The 21,235-nt window shown below is 30.4% G+C and carries 26 protein-coding genes; 13 read left to right on the plus strand and 13 right to left on the minus strand.

Annotated elements, in window-relative coordinates:
- The first annotated feature begins 1 nt into the window (after nt 1).
- The 13 genes from prfB to XO08_RS08460 are packed head-to-tail and all read left to right on the plus strand — an operon-like array spanning nt 2 to nt 10,147.
- Nucleotides 2–1,111 (plus strand): peptide chain release factor 2, encoded by a 1,110-nt coding sequence (gene prfB / locus XO08_RS08400; RefSeq protein WP_077198682.1) that lies wholly within the window; start codon nt 2–4, stop codon nt 1,109–1,111.
- A 10-nt stretch (nt 1,112–1,121) separates the two neighbouring features.
- The gene (gene minD, locus XO08_RS08405; protein ID WP_077288009.1) at nt 1,122–1,925 is read left to right on the plus strand and encodes a septum site-determining protein MinD; all 804 of its coding nucleotides are present in this window, start codon (nt 1,122–1,124) and stop codon (nt 1,923–1,925) included.
- A gap of 5 nt (nt 1,926–1,930) precedes the next feature.
- Nucleotides 1,931–2,197, plus strand: coding sequence for a trigger factor (locus tag XO08_RS08410; RefSeq protein ID WP_077288010.1), 267 nt, complete (start codon nt 1,931–1,933; stop codon nt 2,195–2,197).
- Nucleotides 2,143–2,829: a hypothetical protein gene (locus XO08_RS08415; RefSeq protein ID WP_077288011.1), complete on the plus strand. Its 687-nt coding sequence runs from the start codon at nt 2,143–2,145 to the stop codon at nt 2,827–2,829. The genes XO08_RS08410 and XO08_RS08415 overlap by 55 nt, the downstream gene beginning before the upstream one ends.
- A 12-nt stretch (nt 2,830–2,841) precedes the next feature.
- On the plus strand, nt 2,842–3,075 hold the full coding sequence (locus tag XO08_RS08420) for a hypothetical protein (protein ID WP_075666504.1): 234 nt from the start codon (nt 2,842–2,844) through the stop codon (nt 3,073–3,075).
- Entirely contained in the window at nt 3,072–3,854 is a 783-nt protein-coding gene (locus XO08_RS08425) for a class I SAM-dependent methyltransferase (protein ID WP_077288012.1), read from the plus strand. Before XO08_RS08420 ends, XO08_RS08425 begins: the two co-directional genes overlap by 4 nt.
- A 1-nt stretch (nt 3,855) precedes the next feature.
- Complete coding sequence (gene ftsY, locus XO08_RS08430) at nt 3,856–4,743, plus strand: signal recognition particle-docking protein FtsY (RefSeq protein ID WP_077288013.1); 888 nt, start codon at nt 3,856–3,858, stop codon at nt 4,741–4,743.
- Nucleotide 4,744: 1 nt separating this feature from the next.
- Nucleotides 4,745–5,413, plus strand: a complete 669-nt coding sequence (locus XO08_RS08435) for a DUF2225 domain-containing protein (RefSeq protein WP_075666507.1) — start codon at nt 4,745–4,747, stop codon at nt 5,411–5,413.
- Nucleotides 5,392–6,981, plus strand: coding sequence for a 3D domain-containing protein (locus tag XO08_RS08440; RefSeq protein WP_077288014.1), 1,590 nt, complete (start codon nt 5,392–5,394; stop codon nt 6,979–6,981). Before XO08_RS08435 ends, XO08_RS08440 begins: the two co-directional genes overlap by 22 nt.
- Before the next feature lie 2 nt (nt 6,982–6,983).
- On the plus strand, nt 6,984–7,430 hold the full coding sequence (locus XO08_RS08445; protein ID WP_075666509.1) for an Rrf2 family transcriptional regulator: 447 nt from the start codon (nt 6,984–6,986) through the stop codon (nt 7,428–7,430).
- On the plus strand, nt 7,427–8,503 hold the full coding sequence (mnmA, locus tag XO08_RS08450) for a tRNA 2-thiouridine(34) synthase MnmA (protein WP_075666510.1): 1,077 nt from the start codon (nt 7,427–7,429) through the stop codon (nt 8,501–8,503). The genes XO08_RS08445 and mnmA overlap by 4 nt, the downstream gene beginning before the upstream one ends.
- Nucleotides 8,481–8,993: a hypoxanthine phosphoribosyltransferase gene (gene hpt / locus XO08_RS08455; protein WP_075666511.1), complete on the plus strand. Its 513-nt coding sequence runs from the start codon at nt 8,481–8,483 to the stop codon at nt 8,991–8,993. Before mnmA ends, hpt begins: the two co-directional genes overlap by 23 nt.
- Nucleotides 8,990–10,147, plus strand: a complete 1,158-nt coding sequence (locus XO08_RS08460; protein WP_075666512.1) for an LCP family protein — start codon at nt 8,990–8,992, stop codon at nt 10,145–10,147. The genes hpt and XO08_RS08460 overlap by 4 nt, the downstream gene beginning before the upstream one ends.
- Here the strand turns inward: XO08_RS08460 and nfi are convergent.
- The 13 genes from nfi to aglB all read right to left on the minus strand — a co-directional run bounded on the left by nfi (nt 10,136) and on the right by aglB (nt 21,220).
- A complete protein-coding gene (nfi, locus tag XO08_RS08465) occupies nt 10,136–10,810 on the minus strand; it encodes an endonuclease V (protein ID WP_075666513.1) in 675 nt (224 codons plus the stop codon). The genes XO08_RS08460 and nfi overlap by 12 nt on opposite strands.
- Before the next feature lie 4 nt (nt 10,811–10,814).
- The gene (locus XO08_RS08470; RefSeq protein ID WP_077288015.1) at nt 10,815–11,624 is read right to left on the minus strand and encodes an aminoglycoside 6-adenylyltransferase; all 810 of its coding nucleotides are present in this window, start codon (nt 11,622–11,624) and stop codon (nt 10,815–10,817) included.
- 768 nt (nt 11,625–12,392) lie between these two features.
- On the minus strand, nt 12,393–13,277 hold the full coding sequence (locus tag XO08_RS08475; protein ID WP_075666515.1) for an ACP S-malonyltransferase: 885 nt from the start codon (nt 13,275–13,277) through the stop codon (nt 12,393–12,395).
- Complete coding sequence (locus tag XO08_RS08480; RefSeq protein WP_077288016.1) at nt 13,274–13,777, minus strand: biotin transporter BioY; 504 nt, start codon at nt 13,775–13,777, stop codon at nt 13,274–13,276. Before XO08_RS08480 ends, XO08_RS08475 begins: the two co-directional genes overlap by 4 nt.
- Complete coding sequence (gene fabK / locus XO08_RS08485; RefSeq protein WP_075666517.1) at nt 13,777–14,706, minus strand: enoyl-[acyl-carrier-protein] reductase FabK; 930 nt, start codon at nt 14,704–14,706, stop codon at nt 13,777–13,779. Before fabK ends, XO08_RS08480 begins: the two co-directional genes overlap by 1 nt.
- A 4-nt stretch (nt 14,707–14,710) precedes the next feature.
- A complete protein-coding gene (gene fabZ / locus XO08_RS08490; protein ID WP_077288017.1) occupies nt 14,711–15,118 on the minus strand; it encodes a 3-hydroxyacyl-ACP dehydratase FabZ in 408 nt (135 codons plus the stop codon).
- A 1-nt stretch (nt 15,119) separates the two neighbouring features.
- Nucleotides 15,120–16,343 (minus strand): beta-ketoacyl-ACP synthase II, encoded by a 1,224-nt coding sequence (gene fabF, locus XO08_RS08495; RefSeq protein ID WP_077288018.1) that lies wholly within the window; start codon nt 16,341–16,343, stop codon nt 15,120–15,122.
- Nucleotides 16,344–16,528: 185 nt separating this feature from the next.
- Nucleotides 16,529–17,338 (minus strand): carboxylating nicotinate-nucleotide diphosphorylase, encoded by an 810-nt coding sequence (gene nadC, locus XO08_RS08500; RefSeq protein WP_077288019.1) that lies wholly within the window; start codon nt 17,336–17,338, stop codon nt 16,529–16,531.
- Nucleotide 17,339: 1 nt separating this feature from the next.
- On the minus strand, nt 17,340–18,251 hold the full coding sequence (gene nadA / locus XO08_RS08505) for a quinolinate synthase NadA (protein WP_077288020.1): 912 nt from the start codon (nt 18,249–18,251) through the stop codon (nt 17,340–17,342).
- 5 nt (nt 18,252–18,256) lie between these two features.
- Nucleotides 18,257–18,991 (minus strand): aspartate dehydrogenase, encoded by a 735-nt coding sequence (gene nadX / locus XO08_RS08510; protein ID WP_077288021.1) that lies wholly within the window; start codon nt 18,989–18,991, stop codon nt 18,257–18,259.
- A gap of 91 nt (nt 18,992–19,082) precedes the next feature.
- On the minus strand, nt 19,083–19,604 hold the full coding sequence (locus XO08_RS08515) for a bifunctional 2-polyprenyl-6-hydroxyphenol methylase/3-demethylubiquinol 3-O-methyltransferase UbiG (protein WP_233120248.1): 522 nt from the start codon (nt 19,602–19,604) through the stop codon (nt 19,083–19,085).
- Nucleotides 19,573–19,782: a hypothetical protein gene (locus tag XO08_RS09410; protein ID WP_233120249.1), complete on the minus strand. Its 210-nt coding sequence runs from the start codon at nt 19,780–19,782 to the stop codon at nt 19,573–19,575. The genes XO08_RS08515 and XO08_RS09410 overlap by 32 nt, the downstream gene beginning before the upstream one ends.
- Before the next feature lie 10 nt (nt 19,783–19,792).
- The gene (gene aglB, locus XO08_RS08520; protein WP_077288022.1) at nt 19,793–21,220 is read right to left on the minus strand and encodes a cyclomaltodextrinase; all 1,428 of its coding nucleotides are present in this window, start codon (nt 21,218–21,220) and stop codon (nt 19,793–19,795) included.
- Nucleotides 21,221–21,235 lie beyond the last annotated feature (15 nt).

A 21,235-nucleotide genomic window follows, 5' to 3' on the forward strand; every position in this document is an offset into this window, starting at 1 on the left:
TATGATCGATTATGAATTAAAACAAAGAATAGATGAAGTTAAGAAAAAATACGAAGATATTGTAAAGGTATTTCACCCACAAGATAAATTGGAAGAACTTAAAGAATTGGAAAGTTTAATGGGAGCTTCGGATTTTTGGAGTGATCAAAAAAAAGCAAAGGAAATTTCTCAAAAAGCGCAAAGAATAAGAAAGATAATAGAAGATATGAAAGATATAGAAAATAAAATGGAAGATTTAGAAGCCGGATTGGAACTTGTAGAAGAAGATGTAACTTTTTGGGAGACTGTAAAACAATTGATTGAGGAAATAGAAAAGAAGGTTAAAATTTTTGAACTTGAGTTGATATTAAACGAAAAATTTGATGCAAGTAATGCGTATTTGACAATTCATCCTGGTGCGGGTGGAACGGAGTCTCAAGACTGGGCATCTATGTTGCTTAGAATGTATATGAGGTGGGCAGAAAGAAGAGGATTTAATGTGCAGGTTGTTGATTATCAACCAGGTGAAGAGGCGGGGATAAAAAGTGCAACACTTTACATAAAGGGTGAGTATGCTTATGGTTATTTAAAGTATGAAAGAGGAGTTCATAGATTGGTGAGAATTTCCCCATTTGATGCAAACAAAAGACGTCATACGTCTTTTGCATCTGTGAATGTAATGCCGGAGATAGAAGATGATATTGACATTGATATTAATCCAGAAGATTTGAGAATAGATACGTATAGGGCATCAGGTGCAGGTGGACAGTATGTAAATAAGACGGAATCTGCTGTGAGAATTACCCATATACCAACGGGAATTGTCGTGACTTGTCAGACAGAGAGATCTCAATTGCAGAATAAAGAAACGGCAATGAAAGTGTTAAAAGCTAGACTATATCAATTAGAACTTGAAAAAAGGCAAAAACAACTTGAGGAAATACAAGGTGAGTTAAAAGATATTTCATGGGGAAATCAAATTAGATCATATGTCTTTCAACCTTATACTATGGTAAAGGATCACAGAACAAATATTGAAACTGGAAATATAGATGCTGTTATGGATGGAGATATCGATTTATTTATTGAAAGTGAGTTAATTTATTTTGCAAAAAACCGGAATAAGAAGTAGAGGTGGTTTTATGGCAAAAGTTTATGTGTTAACTTCGGGAAAGGGTGGGGTTGGAAAAACAACGGTAACGGCAAATTTAGGATGTGCATTGGCAAAAGATGGAAATAGAGTATGTCTTATAGATGCAGATGTAGGTTTAAAAAATTTAGATGTCGTGTTAGGACTTGAAAATAGGATAATATATACCATTTTAGATGTGGTAAATGGTAATGTTTCACCTAAGGATGCTTTAGTAAGACACAAAAATTTGAAAAATCTTTTTTTACTTCCAGCTTCACAAATTGCAACAAAAGAGATGATTACACCTGAGGATATGATAAAGATAGTTGAAGAATTAAATGGAGATTTTGATTACATATTGATTGATTCGCCTGCTGGAATCGAAAGGGGATTTAGAAATGCAATTGCCCCGGCAAATTTTGCGATAATTGTTACAACACCAGAATTGCCGGCTATTTCAGATGCCGATAGGGTGATAGGATTATTGGAAAACAACGGTTTTGATGACAAGAATATAATACTAATATTAAATAAGTTTAAAGTTAATATGGCTCGTAAAGGAGAAATGTTATCTGAAATGGATGTCCAAAAAGCACTTGCAATTGAGTTAATTGGTGTTATTCCTGAATCTGATGATGTTATTATTTCAACAAATAGGGGAATGCCAGTTGTGTTGGAAAGTGAATATGGTATTTCTAAGAATTTTGTAAACATAGTAAGACGGTTAAAGGGAGAAGAAATTCCATTAGAAAGTGATCTTCCTTCTGCAAGTAATTTTTTAGCAAAGTTTTTTTCTTTCTTTAAAAAGAGGTGAAGTCTATGTGGATACTGGATATTTTTAAAAAACATGAAAAGAAGAATTCGAGAGAAGAGGCATTAAAAAGATTGGATAATATGATGAGTAGGAGAAGGGAAATTATTCAAAAGATTCCACAAGATGTTTTTGAAAAAAACTCTGAGGAAATAAAAAAAGAGGTTATTAGGGTTATTTCGGCTAAATTTAATGTACCTGTTGAAAGGGTGAAGGTAGATTGTCAAGAGGAAGATGGATACGTGGTAATAGTTACAAATATAAATTTCAAATAGTTTTAGTAATTATGTTTTTTCTTTTATCAAGTTGTGCGTTGACGTTGGATAAGATATTGCCTAATACTACAAATAAGCAAATTATTAATTTGAATGCTTATTTTCAGGCATTTTATTCAGATAATTTAAAACGTATTTTTTTAGAAAAACTTGGTATTTCCGAAGATGATTTTGTGTTGGATAATATAAAGAGTGTTAATGTAAAAATTACATTAAATGGCGAAGAGATGGAAAAAAATGTGATTTCTTCAGGAATTTTAATAAAACCAATGGTTACCGTTGAAAAGAACATTTCAAGTATTAATATGGACGTTGAAGTTATCTATACTTTAATCGATGGAATCTATGAAAAAACTTATACTTTAACTGCACAATTTAACGAGAATTTGGATTTATCAAAAACAAACAATTTGTATTTTATAATTTATTTAGAAGATGAAGGTACTGGTGTAAAGTTAAATATAGATCCTGCGTTTGAAATTAAATTTGTTGAGACAGATGAAAAAGAAAAAATTTATTATGTAACACCTGATAATAAGAAGTATTATTCTATATTAAAAAATGAAAATATTGAAAATAAAATTATATTAAAAGACGTTTACGATGAGGTCCAAGTTTTTTCTTTTCCATAAGGGGTGGTCTTAGTGAAAAAAAATAGAAAAAAAGATTTTTTTAAATATTTTTACATAAGCTTTGTGGGATTTTTATTGCTTTTTTTAATTGTGAATGTTGTTACTTCTATAATAAGGTATAATGTTAATTTCAAAGAGTATAAGAAGGTAAAATCTGAGTATGAAGAAACAAAGAAAAAATACGAAAAGATGTTGAATTTGTACGATAATCTGAAAAATTTAAAAGAGGGCAGGGAAAAGGAATGAATTTTGTAGTGACAACGTCGTATAATCCAAGTAAGGAGCTTATAGAAATTGCAAAAAAACTTGCCACAGAATACGATGTAAGGTATTTAAATAGAAATCATTTGCCGAAATATTTAAAAAAAGGTTTGATTGATTTTTATTATGTTATAGATAAAAAAAAGATGTTGAGTATAAAATGGAGGGATGGGGAGTTTTTTTTTCATCAAGGAATTGCAAAAATTAGAATGGAAAATATAAGGCATGGAGAAAGAGATTACTTAATAGAATCTATTAATCCAAGTGAAAATGATGTAGTATATGATGCAACTTGTGGTTTGGGATCGGATGCGCTTCTAATTGCAAATTATGCAAAAAAAGTAATTGCAACGGAAGGATCAGTGCATATATATAGAGTAGTAAAGTGGGGACTTTCAAATTATGTTTCTGAGGAAGAATGGATAAATAAGTCAAAAGAAAAAATAGAATTATTAAACGAAAATTATAAAGATTTTATTCGAAAAGTAGAAGATCGAGCGTTTGATGTGGTATACTGTGATCCTATGTTTGAAAATCCAATATATGAGAGTAATTCGTTAAATCCTTTGCGCTCCTTTGCTTTGTATGAGCCTCTGACAAAGGATGATTTAGAAGAAATGTTGAGGATTTCAAAGAAAAAAGTGGTAATTAAGACTCTAAAAAAAGATAATTTGTACAAGGAAATAAGGAAATATTTTGATGAAGAGTATGTTTCTAGAAAAAGTGGAGTAGTATATGGAGTAATAAATAAGGTGGAGGTGTAGTATGGGATTTTTTGAGAAATTTAGGAAAGGTCTTCAAAAAACAAGAGAAACTTTTTTTGGAAAGATAAAAAATATTTTAAAAGGTAAAAAGTTGAATGAGGAAACAAAAGAGGAAATAGAAGAACTTTTAATCTTGTCAGATGTCGGATATGAGGCAACTGAATATATTTTAGAAAGGATAGAGGAAGCCGATGAAGATGATGCATATGAGGCATTGAAAAAAGTATTAATTGATATTTTGAGAGGAAATAATGATCTTATAATAAGCGATTTGCCATTTGTTATAAGCATGGTTGGAGTTAATGGTTCTGGAAAAACAACAACTGCGGGGAAGCTAGCTTCATACTTTTCAAAAAATGGCAAGTCTGTTGTTTTGGCTGCTTGTGATACTTTTAGGGCTGCAGCAATTGATCAATTAAAGGTGTGGGGAGATAAGACAAATGCAACAATTATTGCACATCAAGAAGGTGCAGATTCTGCCGCAGTAGCTTTTGATGCAGTAAATCATGCAATTTCCAAGAAAAAAGATGTTGTAATACTGGACACTGCAGGAAGGTTGCACACAAAGAAGAATTTGATGGAAGAGTTGAGAAAGATTAACAGGGTTATTAAGAAAAAGATTGAAAATGCGCCACATGAAGTTTTATTGGTAATTGATGCGGTTACAGGTCAAAATGGATTGCAACAGGCAAAGGTCTTTAAAGAATTTGTGGATATTACTGGAATAGTTTTGACCAAATTGGATGGTACAGCAAAAGGTGGAATCGCAATTGCTATTGCAAAGGAACTTGGTATTCCAATAAAGTTTGTAGGTTTAGGGGAAGGAATTGATGATTTAAAACCGTTTGATGCAGAAGATTTTGTTAATGCACTTTTGGAAGGTGAATAATATGAATAGTTTATGGGATAAGGATTATAAGTGCCCTGTATGTGGTAAAGAATTTAAAAGTAAAAAGGTAAGGATAGATTCAGTGAAAATCTCAAGTTATGATGAAGACTTGAAACCTAACTTTTTGGAAGTTAATCCCTTTTTATATGAAGTTGTTGTATGTCCGTATTGTCTTTACGCAGAGTATGAACCAAAATTTGAAAATACTGTAACTGTTGTTGAAAAAGATAAGATAATTGAAGCATTGGATAAATTAAAAGAGAAACTTTCAGAAATGAAAAGTAAGTTTGTAGAGAAGAGAAATATAGATATTGCCTTAAAGGCATATGGGATAGTTATAATTTTATCAACTGTTACTAAAAAATATTGTAAATTAGCAGATGCATATTTAAAGGTTGCGTGGTTACTTAGAGAAAAAGGTGATAAAAATCAAGAAGATATAGCGCTTGCGCATGCGCTAAAAAATTTTGAAGATTGTTATATGAAATCTGATATTCCAGAAGGAAAACCCGAAGAGAAAGTTTTATTTTATCTTGGAGAGTTAAATAGGTATTTTAACAAAAAAGATGAATCTATAAAGTGGTTTTCTGTACTTATTAAAAAGTATGGAAGAAGCTCTTCGTATTATGCAAAGGTGGGAAGAGATAGATGGCAAAGTATGCGGCAATAGTAGTTCTTTTATTATTCTTGTTTTCTTGTAATTATGTAACATATGAACAGTTTAATCAATTGGAAAATAGAGTATTTACTATGGAAAATGTTGTGGAAAAACATGAAAAACAGATAGAAGAGCTTGAGAAAAATTATATTAGTCTTTCAAAGAGTTTGAAAAAGGATATTGAAAGATTAGATAAAGAATTAAAAAGCATTAATTTAAAAAATAAAGTAGATTATCTTGAGGATTTTACCCATAAATTAGCGTTTCAAATTTCTAGTATGGAAAATCAATTGAATAAAGTAACTGCTGATTTAACATCGTATAATATTCGTGGAATTATTTACAGGATAAACGAGGTAGAAGGCTTGGTCCAAAGTTTAGATTTGAATTCTGTAAATACGCTTTTAAATGATGCCATTGAGAAATATAACAATGGATATGCGGAAATTTATAATTTAGCAGATAAGGTAAGGAAGTTAGAGTTGGAAATTCAGGCTCTAAGTGAAACATTGTCGGAGATAGATAATGTAAAAAGCAAAAATGACGAGAAGAGTATACCCGCAATTCAAATAATAAATCAGGTTGAAAAGATAAACAAATTGGAAAGTGTGGTTAATGATTTGATACTAAAAGTTGATAAGTTTTCATCTAAGGAAGGATTGGAAAAGGAATTGGCATTGGTGAAACAGATTAGTTCTGAAATTAGTTTTTTAAGGAAAAATTTTAGTCGAGAAGATATTATTGATATATTGAAGTTGAGGCAGGGGTATATTTCTTATATTGTAAGAAGTGGAGATTCATTGTACAGTATAAGTAAAAGATTTAATCTGGGAAATGGGGGAATTGAAAAGCTAATATCATTTAATGCAATAGTGAATCCGAGGAAGATTATTCCAGGTCAAATAATAAAAATTCCGGTGGATGATTTTAAGAAATTTTTGAGAATTCCGATAGATGTGAATCCTGAGAGTATTTTGAGTTATTTTGGAGAATCAAGAGATGGAATTACCAATTTGGGAATAGACGTTGATGCTGCGGGTAATGAAGTTTATCCAATTTTAGTGGGAAGAGTTACAATCAAGGGTGAGGATGTTTTGTATATAGATCATGGAAATGGTATTTTAGGAATTTACAAGGGAATAGAAACTAATTTAGAGGAAAATGACTGGGTGGATATTAACAAACCGCTGGGAAAGGTTAAAAAAATCTTTCATTTTGAATTGTGGGTTGATGGTGAACCTAAGGATCCTTTGAAATTATTATTTGAGTACAAAGGAAAATTTATGGTAACGTTTTATACCCCGTGGGATGATGGAAAAATACCTTTACATCCTACTTTTAGATTAACAAGATCTGGTAAAGTGGCAAGAGAGTGGATTACAGCTGCAATTGATCCCACATTGATCCCTTTGGGTAGTTATATATATATTCCGCAGTTGAAAAAACTACTAGTCGCGGAGGATACTGGGAGTTTGATACAAGGAAAGAGGATAGATATATATATTGAAGATGTAAATGTTGCAAGAAAAAATAGTGTTAAAGATTTTGATGTGTTTATACTAAAAAATGGAGGTATTTAAATATGGCAGTTACGATGAAAAGTGAATATGCGTTGAGGTTATTGCTTCTTTTGTCTGTTGAGAATAAGCAACTTAGTACAAAAGGATTGATTGAAAGGTGTAAAAATAAAATACCATATGAATTTGCACAAAAAATTTTGTCCAAATTGGTATCAGCCGGGATTTTATCATCATCTAGGGGAAAGTTTGGAGGTTACAAGCTTATTAAAAATCCCGATGAAATAACCATTTACGATATTGTGACAGCTGTGGATGATATAACTTCTGTGATTACGTGTTTTGTAGAACCGGGGAAAATTAAGACTTCACCTGAAATTTGCACTGTAAATGAAGTATGGCAAATAGTTATGGATAGGTTTTCACAGTCATTGAGATCTGTAACTTTGGAAGATTTACGAAAGTCTTATACAAAAAAGTGTGAGAAGTATGAAAGGAGGAGCAAATTATAAAGGTAGGTGTTGCATTAAGTGGAGGAGTTGATAGTGCAGTTGCTTTATACCTTTTAAAGCAAAAAGGGTATGATGTTACTGCTTATCATATTAAAACAATTCCAGATTCGGTTTACTTGACAAAAGAAATAAAACATAAAGTTTGTTGTAGTCCATCAGATACTTTTGATGCAATGAAAGTAGCAAAAAAATTCGATGTAGAAATGAAAATAGTACATGTTGAAGATGTATTTAAGGAAACGATAGTTAAATATTTTTTAGATGAATATAGAAAGGGAAGAACTCCCAACCCTTGTTTTTTTTGTAATGATTGGATTAAATTTGGGTTTTTACTTGATGAAATCTTAGAAGATGGTAATGACTATGTTGCTTCAGGTCATTATGCAATTGTAAAAAACGGTAAGTTGTACAAGGCAAAGAGTAAAGAGAAGGATCAGTCCTATTTTTTAGCTTCTATAAAACGTGGAAAATTGGGACATTTGTTATTTCCAAATGGTGAATATGAAAAAGAAGAAATTAGAGAAATTGCGAAAAAATTGGATATTCATGTGCATTCAAAGGAAGACTCTCAAGATTTGTGTTTTATACCTGATAACGATATTTATAACTTTTTAAGTGAGAATGGTGTGAATTTTAATCCAGGATTGATAATAGATACTAAAGGAAATATTTTGGGGACTCATAAAGGATTACCAAATTACACAATTGGACAACGGAAAATAGGAATTGCAACTGGGAAAAGATTGTATGTGTTAAAAAAAGATTTTGAAAATAATTTGTTGATTGTAGGCGAAAAGGATGAAGTGTTTAACAAAAAGTTTACCGTTTCGAAATTAAATTTTTTACAAGATGTATCTAACTCTCTACTAGGATATGTTAAAGTTAGAAAAAAGTTCAAAGAAGTTAAATGTAAGGCATATTTTTTAGATGGAAGATTGTTTGTGAAGACTGAAGAACCGGTATTTGCTATTACTCCTGGCCAAATAGCGGTAATTTATGACGATGATGGAGCGGTAGTGGTATCAGGAATTATTGAAGAGGAGGGATGGAATGGATTTAAAGGTTTTGATTGATCAAGAAAAATTGAAAAATCGTATTAGAGAATTAGGAGCTGAAATTACGAATTATTATAAAGAAAAAACGGACACAATTCATGCTGTTTGTGTTCTGAAAGGTGCTATACACTTTTTTACGGATTTGGTTGAGAATATTGATTTAAATGTTGAATATTCTTTTATTCATGTTTCAAGTTATAGTGGGATGGAATCTACTGGAAGAATTAGGGTAAAAAGTTGGATAGATGAACCTATTGAAAGTAAATATGTCTTAGTGGTTGAAGATATTTTGGATACTGGGCAAACGTTATCGTATATTTTAGGATACTTGAATAGATATAATCCTAAAGATTTGAAGGTAGCTACTTTGCTTAAAAAACCTTCAAAGAAGCCAATTGTTAGTGCAGATTTTATTGGTTTTGATATTGAAGATAAGTTTGTAGTTGGATATGGTTTGGATTTTGATGAAAAATATAGAAATATTCCTTATATAGGTTATATGGAATGAGAAAAAGTTTATTAATTACAGTTGGGATTATTATTACATTGTTTTCATTAGGAATAGTTTTAATTCCTTGGTTTAGGATAATATTATATGTGATATATTCTCCTCTTAAGGAGGAAACAAATTTTTTAGTGTTAGGTTTAGATAAAGATATTCAAGGTACTAGAAGAACAGATGTAATAATGTTTTTAAGCGTAAATGCTAAGACAAAAAATATAAAAATTTCCAGTATTCCAAGAGATCTAATAATAGATGGAAAAAAAATAAACTCATATTATCAAAGAAATGGTTTAGATGCTTTGATAAAATTGGTAGAAGGATTTTTGAATAAGAAAATAGATAGATATGCAATAGTTGATTATGATGTAATAAAGATCATTGGTGATGAAATAGGTCCAGTTGAGGTTTATATAGATCAACCTATGAAATATACTGATTATTCTCAAAATTTGATAATTAATTTTGAACCAGGATTACACAATTTATATGGTGAAGAGCTCCTTGCTTTTATGAGATTTAGAAAGGATTTTAGAGGTGATCTTGGAAGAATAGAAAGACAAAAATATATTATTGAACAGCTTTTAAAAACAGCACTTAAAAAAGATATCTTTACTTTATCTAAAACGTTTAAAAAGGTTTTTGATATGATAGAGACAAATGTTAAAACTTCAGAACTTGTTTATTTAGCAGTAAATTTTAGAAATGGATTTAATTTGAAAAATATATCTTTTCCCGTAAAGTATGATGTGGATGGAAATATCTATCCAGGTGATTTGAAAAATTATAGAGAAGCTTTTAATGGAGAAAAAAAAGAGGAGAATAGTTTCAATTTTTATATATTAAACAATACGAAAACTCAAACAAGAACATATAACGTGAATTTATATTATATGTGGAAGGCGGCAGGTTTCATTCCAGAAAAAATATATAACTTGCCCAAATTATCTTTAAAAGAAGATACGGTGTATGTTTTAGATGAAAGTATAAATATTCAAACTGTCAGTAACATAGTAAAAGTAGTACATCCAAAAAGAAGGTTTGCTATAAAATATGCAAAAGATCACTTAGAGGAATATTATTTGATAATTGAAACGTTATCTTCTGAAAGAAGCTATATAAACTTTCCAATTGATTTTATAGTTATTTTAACAGGATAGAAATTTTTTCTTTATTTTTTGTGTGTAAATGTGAGCTAGTCTTGTTGGTTCTGGAAGTTTGTATTTTCCGATAAATAATTTTGTTATTTTGAGACTAGATCCTATATCTATTAAATATCCAGGTGATATAAAAATGGGCTTGACATTATCTTTGCTTCTGTATACTATACCTAGTCTTTCGCCGCTGTATTCCAGATATGAAAAACTCCCATGTTTTTTTTCGGGTTCTTTGTAATTTCCTACCAATTTACTTTTTGCGATTCCAATTGTTGGTTTTTCAATCCAAAGCCCCATATGACTAGCTATTCCTAGTTTTCTTGGGTGTGCAATACCATGTCCATCAAAAAAAACAATATCTACATTTGTTTTTAATTTTTCCCAAGCTTTTAAAAATATAGGGCCTTCTCTAAAAGCGAGTAATCCAGGGATGTAAGGAAATTTTACTTTTTCAATGTGATGTACAATTTCTTTGATGTTAAATTTTTGATCTAGAACTACAATTACTGCCAATCCGTATTTATTTGGAAATGAAAGATCAACCCCCGCAACTAGAAAGGTTTCTTTTTCAAACTTTTTAAATTTTAATAATTTTTTCAATTCATTTTGAATGTTTATAGCTTCTTTTGGAGTTATGTTCCAATTGTGTAATTTTTTGTATATCATAATTTCACCCTTTTGAGTTTTGTATGCTAATTTTCTTTTTGTCTTCTTGTTTGAGTTTGATAATTCTATCGTACATATATTCGAAAAATTTAATATTTATTTTTCTTATAACTTCATTTGGTATTTTTTCAATTGTATCTTTTAAAATTTCAGTTAACATTATTACACCTTTGGGTAAATAAGATGGGCCTAAAAAATCCATCGCCTTGTGTAATTTTTTATACAAGTTTTTGTCTAAATTTTTGTATAACCTTTTAAATCCTAGTTTTGAATTGTTTCTATCGTAAATATATCTTAAAATTACAGCTAAATCTCCACATAAATGACTTCCAAGTCTTGAAGCCCATATTAAATCATTTCTTTTGTAAGCTGATACAAATTCTAACATAGTAAAGGAAAAAGAATTGAAATATCTTATAAAATCTTCCTCAGTTATAGAAAGTTTTTCTGCTTTATAATTATTTAAAAGACCTTCAGGATCGTGGATTATTTTTATTTGGTCAGTTTTTGGTAAATTACTAACAGTGACAGTATAAAAATCAAAATGTAGCCCGTTGTCAAAAACAGCAACAATTTGAGGTCCAACAAAATTTACTTCGGACCAGTAAAGTAATGGCCTGTATTGTTTCAGATAATGTAAACGCCTATTTAAAAATTCTTCTAATTTGTCGTTTTTCACAAGACAGTAAAAATCAACATCTGAATAAATATCCATTTCACCACGTGCAACTGAACCTTTAACAAATATTGCACGTACAGCCGGATCCTTTTTAACTAATCTAGAAATTGTGTTGATTGCATTTAATTGTTTCATTTTTCAACACCCCATAATATTTTAATGAAATCTAAATATTTTTTTATTAAGATTTTTAGTTATTTTTAATTTTTTGTATTTGTTATTTGTTCAATATTTGTTTTGAATAATAAATTGGAAATACTTATCATTAGCTAAGTACTTATTATAACAAAAGAATACATTGTTAAAAAAATATTATTGATCTATTCTCTTATTATAAGTAATATGAAAAAAACAAACATAAACTTATCAAAAAATTTCACAACAATATTCTACCACAACATCATCAAAAATTTATCTTCAAAAGTATAACTAAAAATACATAGATGTTTTAATTTTTTCCTTAGCAGTTTTAAAAGAACTATTTGTTCTTTCATTTAAAGAGACATTAGAAATTGGAACACTTTACTTTAAGAAAGTAGCTTAGAAAATTCATTCACAAAGTGTTATTTTGAATGTTTCTGGATGAGATGTATGTGTGTAAGATAAGTAAAAAATCATGTAAGGCGCAAAGTAATTCTGAAAAAAAGGATTATTTGGTAATATAAAAACAAAATTTGGTGAATATGTATATTCATACAGAGAAGATTTGGCAGGAATATTAGCTTTATTAAAGTTCCTATTCTACAACTTATATGTAACAATTTTTTTGTTTATTGCTAGAATAGGTATTTTGTGCTTTTTAATTTATTTATTGTTTATTTTTTAAACAGCCTCATTTTTCTCGTAGTATTATAATTTTATAGTTAAATACTTAAAATAAAAATCCCCCAAGACGGGGGATTTTTATAACTTTACATTTTCAAATTCTCTAAAATGTTTTATATTTATTCTTTCTCTTTTTAGCATATTTAATAATACATTCTTTGGCCCTATTTCAATAAACTCGGTTACACCTAAAGCTAACATATATTTTATTGATTGATACCAATACACCGGGCCAGCTATTTGCTCCAATAAATAATATTTTAACTCTTCTGGATCAGTTGATGCTTTTCCTGTACTATTTAAGACAATAGGAACTTTTGGTTTATTAAATTTAACATGTTCTATTTCACCAATCAATTTTTCCCTTGCACTTTTTAAAAAAGGAGTATGAAATGGGCCTGAAACTACTAATTCTGCAACTCTAATTCCTTTTTCTTTGCAATCATTTATAAACTTGTCTATAGATATTTTTAATCCACTTATCACAGTTTGAGTTGACGAATTATAATTTGCAACATAAAGTCCTTCATAATTTTTCACTAATTCTTCAACTTGTGATGGGGAAATTCTCAAGACAGCTGCCATACTACCTTTACCTGGTTCTATTGCTTCTGAAATATACTCTCCTCTCTTTCTTACCAAGTATATTCCAAAATCAAAATCATAAACCCCTGCGGCAGCAAATGCTGTATATTCTCCCAAACTATGTCCAGCTGTAATATGATAGGTTACACCATTTTTCTCTAAAAATTTATATCCAACATAACTTGCCAAATATATTGCAGGTTGTGCATTCTCTGTAAGTTTCAATACTTCTTCATTACCATTCATTATATCAATCAAATTTAAGTTCAAAACTTCTTCTGCCCTTTTACTATAATAATTCCAATCTGGTAACACGGAAAAATCTTCAGCCATTCCGGAATATTGCGAACCTTGTCCTGGAAACAAAAACGCCCTCATGCTTCCACCACCTTCAAAACTCTTTTTGAAATAACAACTGCTAAAACCATCTTTACAAAATCAATTCCAATAAATGGAAGTACACCGACAAAAAACGCTTTTGAAAAACTTTTCAAATGATATGCTAACACAGAAAAACCAAATAAATAAATTATAGCAAGTCCCAAAATTCCATAGATGAGCATAGAAAAATAATCTTTTTTAGAAAAACCAACAATTAACGCCGCAACCGGAAAAGCCATTAAGTACCCTCCAGTAGGACCAAAAAGATGAACTATTCCTCCGGAAAATCCGGCGAAAACTGGTAATCCAATTATACCTAAAGCCAAATATATTACCTGGACTAAAAATGCATAAAATGGTTTTAAAAAATATCCTGTTATAAAAATCATTAAAACCTGCAAAGTAATTGGTACTGTACCAATTGGAATACTTATTTGAGCCCCCACAATAGTTAGAGTAACAAAAAATGCAACTAGTGCCAACTCTTTTGTTTTCATTAAAATCCCCCCTTTAACCCTAAAATTACCTCCTTATATTCACTTACAATTTCTCGAATAATTTCATCAACAGTCTTTACATCATCTATCAATCCTACAGATTGACCCGCCATAAAAGAACCTTCATCTGTATTACCATCAATAACTGCTTTTCTCAAACTACCCACAAGAATACTTTCTGCCTCTTGTGGACTTGAAACTTCCAATTTACGAACTACCTTTGAAAATTTTGTCTTTACAACTCTCGCAGAATGTCCTAACGCAGCACCAGTTATTACGGTATCTCTAATTCCAGATTTTAATATTAATTTTTTGAAATTTTCATGTACTTCTGCTTCTTTGGAAGCTATAAATCTTGTACCCATTTGTATTCCTTCTGCACCTAACGCGAATGCTGCAGCCATTCCTCTGCCATCAGATATCCCACCGGCAGCAATAACGGGAATTTTTACCTTTCTTGAAACTGCATTTATAAGAACAAAGGTCGTAACTTCACCAATATGCCCGCCTGATTCCATACCCTCAGCAATTACTGCATCTGCTCCACTTCTTTCTACCATTCTTGCAAGACTATCAGAAGCAACTACTGGAATTACTTTAATATTATTCTCTTTTAATCTTTTTATGTATTTTGTAGGATTTCCTGCACCAAATGTAACAACTGGAACTTTCTTTTCAATAACTACATCTATTAATTCTTCCACATATGGAGAAACCAAAATAATATTAATGCCGAAAGGTTTATCCGTTAAATTTCTTACTCTTTCAATTTCATTTTCCAAATCATCTGCCTTCATTGGACCTGCACCAATAATTCCCAATCCACCAGCATTTGAAACAGCCGCAGCTAATTTTGCAGTTCCCGCCCAAGACATACCACCCATGAGGATGGGATATTTTATATCTAATAGCTTACATATTCTATTCATTAAATCACCTCTTCATTCCCAACATTAGTATTGCTTTAGCCACAACTTTGTTTTCCACGTATGCTTTTCCTTCAACAAATACGATATTTGATTTAATATTCTTCAATTCAACTTCGTACCTCAATATACAATCCGGTCTTACTTCTTTTTTGAATCTTGCATTATCAATTCCAAGAAATAAAGGAATATCATCACCTTTTAAAAGCATAATTCCAGCCGCCTGTGCCATCCCTTCTATTATATACACGCCAGGATATATCGGATAATCAGGAAAATGACCTTTAAATACTTCAAGGGTTGATATAATATCTTTCTCTGCAATAATCTTTTTTTCTTCTTTTTTTAACACTCTATCAACTAAAAGAATTGGTTCTCTATGCGGAAGTATTTTCATTATTTCGTTTTTATCCATATTAATACCTCCCTACAACAATACACGCATTGTGTCCACCAAAACCAAAAGAATTTTTCAAAAAGTTATTTACCCTATAATTTACACTTTCCTTTACAATATTAATTTTTGATGAATTTTCATCTGGGTTTTCCAAATTTGGCATTCCATGAATAAATCCTTCTTTCATTTCAATCAAAGCAGCTATTGTTTCAACAGCTCCTGCCGCCCCCAAAAGATGACCTGTTAAAGCTTTAGTCGAATTAACAAATACATCTTTATCACCAAAAATATCCAGAATTGCTTTGGCTTCGAGTTCATCACCTACAGGAGTACTTGTCGCATGGCAATTTACCAAGTCTATGTTACTCGGCTCCATTTTTGCATCGTTTAAAGCCATTTTCATTACAGCTTTTGAACCTGTTGCCTCAGGATGCGGCGCACTAAAATGATACGCATCGTCATTCATACCAAAACCTTTAACCTCCGCTAAAACTTCCGCATTCCTCTTTCTTGCAAAATCTTCAGATTCTAACACTAAGACTCCTGCACCCTCTGACATTACAAATCCGTCCCTGTCCTTGTCAAAAGGTCTTGAAGCTTTTTTGGGGTCATTATTTCTTGTTGAAAGAGCTTTCATTGCAGCAAATCCTGCTATTGGCAGTGGAGCAATTGTAGCTTCTGCACCTCCTACTATAGCAACATCCACATATCCATGTCTTATTAACATCGTCCCTAAAGCAATTGCATGAATTGAACTTGCACATGCACTTACCACGGAAAAATTCGGACCTTTCAAACCATATACCATCGACACAACTCCACTGGCCATATTGGAAAGCAACATCGGTATCATAAATGGGCTTACTCTATTTGCTCCTCTTTTCTTAAACACTTCATTTTGATTATCTAAAGTTAAAAATCCTCCCATTCCACTTGCAATGATTACCGCAACTCTATCCTCTATCCCTTCAAAATTTATTCTAGACGATTCAATCGCTTCTTTTGCTGCAACTAACGCAAATTGTGAATATCTATCAATTCTTTTGGATAATTTTCTGTCAATATATTCTTCTGGTTTGAAATTTTTTACTTCACCAGCAATTTGTACAGGCAAATCACTAGGATCAAAGCTAGAGATCTTATCTATTCCTACAACTGTATTTTTTAAGCTATTGGAAAATTCCTCTACGTTTTTTCCCAGCGGATTAATGGTCCCCATACCTGTAATTAAAACTCTTCTCACATTATCACCCTCCTTTAAATCATCTGATAAAATTATATCAATTTAACTTTTTTAAGTCAAGCAAACTTATAATTACTTTTAAATATTATGCTTTTCACATATTCACAATTTTGTTTGTTGCAATAATTTAAATTTAAAATAAAAAAATCCGGAGGGAATTCTCCGGATTTTTAAAAATTTATTTACTAGCAAATTTCCATTGAAATATCAATGTATTTTATTTCGCTTGTTAACCTTCCAATTGAAATTACATCAACTCCATTTATCAAATAATCTTTCAGATTTTCTTCACAAATTCCACCTGAAACTTCTACTATTATGTTCTTTTTATTTTTTATTAATTCTACAGCCTTTTTTGCATCTTTTGGATTAAAATTATCCAACATGACAATATCCACATCTAAATCTAATACTTCTTCCAATTCTTTAAAGTTTTCAATTTCTACTTCTATTTTAGAGGTAAAGGGCTTTATCTTTGAAATCTGATTAACTGCTTTCTTTATTGATCCGTATATTTTTTTGTGGTTATCTTTAATCATAACAGTATCAGAAAGATTTAATCTGTGTGTGTTTCCTCCACCGTCTAATACTGCTAATTTTTCAAGATCTCCAATTAAAGGAATTATTTTTCTTGTAGCAGATATTGTAATCCCAAAATCTTTAGCAATATCCACAAACTTTCTCACCTTTGTAGCTATTCCACTCATTAGTGATAAAATATTTAGAACAGTTCTCTCTATTACTAAAATGTTGTATGCATTGCCGTTTAAAGTTAATAAAATGCTATCTTTTTTTACAAAATCGCCATCATAAAAATTTATTTTATATTCCAAATTATAATGCTTAAAAATATGCTTTACAATCTTTATTCCCGATAACACCGCATCTTGTTTTAAAACTATTTCAGCCTCTACATATTTATTTTTCAAAGGATACGATGCAAAATCAATCAACCCTTCATCCTTTTCGATCCATTCAATAATTTTATTTATCATTTTATGCCTCCATAAGTTTAAACATATTTTTTATTGGAATCTTTGCCTTTTCAGAGACTTCCAAAGGAACTTCTATTTCAAATTGTTCTTTTTCCAATGCCAATAAAATATTCTTTAAATTATTCTTTTTCATGTTATTACAAATTGCACCATCAATTTGTATAAACATCTTTTTTGGATAGATTTTTCTCAACTTAACAACCATATCTTTTTCTGTTACAACTATATATTCATTTCCTTTATCTAATTTAGGAAACTTTTCCATTTGTGATGTACTTCCAATATAATCAGATATTTCTCTTATTTCTTTAGAAACCTCTGGATGCGATATAACTTTTGCCTTGGGATACTTCTTTTTTAACTCCAAAACATCTTCTTTAGTTATATAGTTATGAACATAACAATAACCTGTTTCACCAGGAACGGGAATAACTTTCTTTCCAGTTTTTTCTGCTACATAACTTGCAAGATTCTTATCAGGTCCGAAAAGAACTGTATCACTATCTATTTTTTTAACTATTTCTACTGCGTTTGCTGAAGTACATGCAAAATCTGCATACATTTTTGATTGTGCTGTGCTATTAACATATATGACAAATGGAACATTATACTTTTTTTTCGCATCTATTATAAGCTCTGATGTAAGGGAATTAGCCATCGGACAAGTAGCTGATCTCGCGGGAACTATAACTTTTTTATTAGGATTTAAAATCTTTATAGTTTCTGCCATAAAATCTACGCCTAAAAATAAGATTTTTTCGTCTTTAATTCTTGTAGTAAGCCTTGCAAGTTGCAAAGAATCCCCCAAATAATCCGCTATTTCCTGTATATCTCTACTTTGATAATTATGTGCAAGAATTATATATCCTTTTTCCTTTGCTAATTTTTTTATCTTTTTTTTCAAGAGTTCCATAAATATTAACCTCCTATCTTTATTTTTTCAAAATTTTTTCTCAAAACCGCCGCTAAAGTTAATGGAGCTAACAAACTTGTTTTAGGATTGGGAGATTGATTATTTTCAAAGGTAAATGTGTAATTTCCCACACTTGAAATTGCTTCAATTTTATGTATATTCTTCTCAACATTTGGATCTGAATAAATTTCCACCAATACTTTTTCAAAACTTCCAACTGCTAGCGACAAAGTGACGGAAACATTGGTATTTTTTGGAAATCTATTTATGGCATCTATTGCATTTCCACTAAAAATTAACTCCCTTTTTTTATCATTTCTTCCAAAAGAAATTGGTGGTTTGAAAGTTTTCAAAAATACTTTATCAATATATTTTCTAATTGAATAAATAACATCTAATCCTCCAATAGCCCCAGATGATATATAAATGTTAGATTTAGAATCTACAATTTTTTTCATAAAATTATTCCTAAAAGTTGAATCTGCAAATGCACCTGTACTTAAAATATAAAAATCTTTTCCTGAATCTAAAATTTCTCTGTAATATTTTTTTACCGCTTCAACAGATGCACATTCTATTACCATATCACAATCTTCTGGAATAGAAAAATTTTCTAATCTAATCCCTAAGTCGCTTGTTATTTTTTTCTCATCATAGTAATAAAAATCATCAATAATATCTTTTAATTCTTTTAAAATTATCTTCGTTGAATTTCCAAATCCCAAAAACATTGGTTTCATCTGTCTTCACCTCCGAAAATATTTTACATCTGATAATTACATTTGTCAACTAAGTAACCAAAAAAAACAAGGGGAAAGATTACCCTTGTTTTTATAACTTTCTCAATGCAAAAAATATATGCTCTGCTTCTTTTATTAAATACGAGTTTTTTAATTCCTCAGATAATACCTTTGAAAGACCACATCCCCTTATATCAATAACTTCAAATCCATACCTTTTGAGATTTAAAATATCCTCAATAGTAAAGCACCTAGATTTAAAAGTTCCATACTGTGATCCAACAGTGGTAATATGTGTTCTATCAAAGTCTCTTAGTTCTTTTAAATTTCCATATTTTATTATCTGCCTTCTCATAAAATAGAAACTATCTACAGTTGCAAATATATATCCTTTATTCTTAACTAAATTTTTCATTTTTTTCATTACAAAATCTAAATCTTCAATATAACTTAAAACGTCTCCTTGCAAGTTTAAGATGTCAAATCTGTCTTCAAATTCAAACTCTTCAATTTTCGTGTTGAAAAAGTTTGCCTTGTCTTTATACTTTCTTTTAGCTATTTCTAACATTTTTTTTGAAGGTTCAATGGCATACACTTGAAAATTCTTTTTCAAAAAAAAAATTCAGCCAATATCCTGTCCCAGTTCCCACATCCAATACTTTGCCACTTAATGAACCAATTACATTTTCTATATAAATTTGTACGGCCTGTCTTAAAATTTTCCATTCCTCATCTTCATACATTTGATCGTATAAGTGAGCTATTTTTTCATAATATTCATACGATTTCACAACTAACCTCCTAACTTATTCTTTTATATTGATCATAGTTATTTACTATGGTATTTTTCAATTTTAAAATTCCAAAAGAGCGTGGTAACATCCTTATCTGCAATGTTCCACCTTTAACATAGTATTTTTCATCATTAAATAAATCAACATATTCAGTTCCGCTCAAGATTCTATTATCGGGTAAATTTACAATTAATTCATATGGTTTATCGTAGATATTTCCATATACAATCAGATTATCCAAAACCATAGGGGTTTTTCTCATAAATACGATTGGGTCATTATTTAACAATTCAAACCCTCCATAACGCAAAGCTGGTTCTTTTCTTCTTAATTTAATAATTCTTTTATAAAAATCCCTTAATTCTATATCCCAATTATTTTCATTCCAATCCATTGTCTTTCTACACTCTGGATCAGGACCACCATCCATACCAATTTCTGTCCCATAATATATTACAGGTACACCGGGATAAGTAAACTGAAGAAATATTGCAAACATCCTCAAAAATTTATCCTCAATTATTGTGGCAAGTCTTTCCGTATCATGACTATCTAACATATTCCAGCATGTTAAAATATTACTTGTTTCTTTATACATTCTTTCAAGATAAAGTCCAAAATTTTTATTAGTCCCTTTAACGTAGGATATTATATTTTCTCTAAAATGGTAGTTCATTACTCCGTCAACCATATCCCATCCTGCAGGATACGTCCAAAGTTCACTTACCACATACTTTTCTGAAGAAAAACCTTTCACTTTTGAAGTTATATATCTACTAAACTCTGGGCCAAGATCCTGGCCACAATCTAATCTCCAACCATCAATTCCCAATTCAAGATATTTAATCAAAACATTGGTAATGTATTCTTTGACAGATATTTCTTCCAAAACAAGTTCTGGTAAACTCTTTGTTCCCCACCAACCCCTATAATGCTTCTCATAAAAAACAAACATATTTTTAAAAGACTTATTACCCTTTAAGGCCTTTTTAAAATATACATTCTCTTTTCCAACATGATTAAAAACTCCATCTAAAATCAATTTCATGTTTCCCTTATGCAATTTTTTTAAAAGCTTCTTTAATGCTTTTATTCCTCCAAATTGAGGATCAACTTTAAAATAATCGATGGCATCATACTTGTGATTGGAATTTGATAAAAATATCGGTGTTAAATAAATAACATTTACTCCCAATTCCTTTAAGTAACTAATTTTATCGGCAACCCCCCATAAATCTCCTCCGTAAAATACCTTTACGTGCTCGCTTCTCTCCTTTTTTTTTGGAGGAACATCCCAATTTTCTATTCTTCCTCCTCTTTTTTCGTAAAGATTTCTTTTCAACTCAACATTTGAACCGTTTCCAATAAAAAACCTATCTGGAAATATTTGATATATTACAGAATCGAATGCCCAAGATGGTATAGGAAATCTCATCAAAACACCTCCTGT

It is taken from the genome of Thermosipho sp. 1074, from assembly GCF_001999655.1.
Taxonomy (GTDB): Bacteria; Thermotogota; Thermotogae; order Thermotogales; family Fervidobacteriaceae; genus Thermosipho; species Thermosipho affectus.

Bases quoted from the DNA above. Each gene is read 5' to 3' on its own strand.
- XO08_RS08425 (WP_077288012.1), top strand. From the start codon at position 3,072: ATGAATTTTGTAGTGACAACGTCGTATAATCCAAGTAAGGAGCTTATA.
- XO08_RS08475 (WP_075666515.1), bottom strand. From the start codon at position 13,277: ATGAGGGCGTTTTTGTTTCCAGGACAAGGTTCGCAATATTCCGGAATG.
- fabZ (WP_077288017.1), bottom strand. From the start codon at position 15,118: ATGGATAAAAACGAAATAATGAAAATACTTCCGCATAGAGAACCAATT.
- XO08_RS08435 (WP_075666507.1), top strand. From the start codon at position 4,745: ATGAATAGTTTATGGGATAAGGATTATAAGTGCCCTGTATGTGGTAAA.
- XO08_RS08470 (WP_077288015.1), bottom strand. From the start codon at position 11,624: ATGAAACAATTAAATGCAATCAACACAATTTCTAGATTAGTTAAAAAG.
- prfB (WP_077198682.1), top strand. From the start codon at position 2: ATGATCGATTATGAATTAAAACAAAGAATAGATGAAGTTAAGAAAAAA.
- XO08_RS08460 (WP_075666512.1), top strand. From the start codon at position 8,990: ATGAGAAAAAGTTTATTAATTACAGTTGGGATTATTATTACATTGTTT.
- nadA (WP_077288020.1), bottom strand. From the start codon at position 18,251: ATGGAACTCTTGAAAAAAAAGATAAAAAAATTAGCAAAGGAAAAAGGA.
- nadX (WP_077288021.1), bottom strand. From the start codon at position 18,991: ATGAAACCAATGTTTTTGGGATTTGGAAATTCAACGAAGATAATTTTA.
- XO08_RS08480 (WP_077288016.1), bottom strand. From the start codon at position 13,777: ATGAAAACAAAAGAGTTGGCACTAGTTGCATTTTTTGTTACTCTAACT.
- minD (WP_077288009.1), top strand. From the start codon at position 1,122: ATGGCAAAAGTTTATGTGTTAACTTCGGGAAAGGGTGGGGTTGGAAAA.
- XO08_RS08410 (WP_077288010.1), top strand. From the start codon at position 1,931: ATGTGGATACTGGATATTTTTAAAAAACATGAAAAGAAGAATTCGAGA.
- nfi (WP_075666513.1), bottom strand. From the start codon at position 10,810: ATGATATACAAAAAATTACACAATTGGAACATAACTCCAAAAGAAGCT.
- XO08_RS08440 (WP_077288014.1), top strand. From the start codon at position 5,392: ATGGCAAAGTATGCGGCAATAGTAGTTCTTTTATTATTCTTGTTTTCT.
- nadC (WP_077288019.1), bottom strand. From the start codon at position 17,338: ATGATAAATAAAATTATTGAATGGATCGAAAAGGATGAAGGGTTGATT.
- ftsY (WP_077288013.1), top strand. From the start codon at position 3,856: ATGGGATTTTTTGAGAAATTTAGGAAAGGTCTTCAAAAAACAAGAGAA.
- hpt (WP_075666511.1), top strand. From the start codon at position 8,481: ATGGATTTAAAGGTTTTGATTGATCAAGAAAAATTGAAAAATCGTATT.
- aglB (WP_077288022.1), bottom strand. From the start codon at position 21,220: ATGAGATTTCCTATACCATCTTGGGCATTCGATTCTGTAATATATCAA.
- XO08_RS08445 (WP_075666509.1), top strand. From the start codon at position 6,984: ATGGCAGTTACGATGAAAAGTGAATATGCGTTGAGGTTATTGCTTCTT.
- fabK (WP_075666517.1), bottom strand. From the start codon at position 14,706: ATGAATAGAATATGTAAGCTATTAGATATAAAATATCCCATCCTCATG.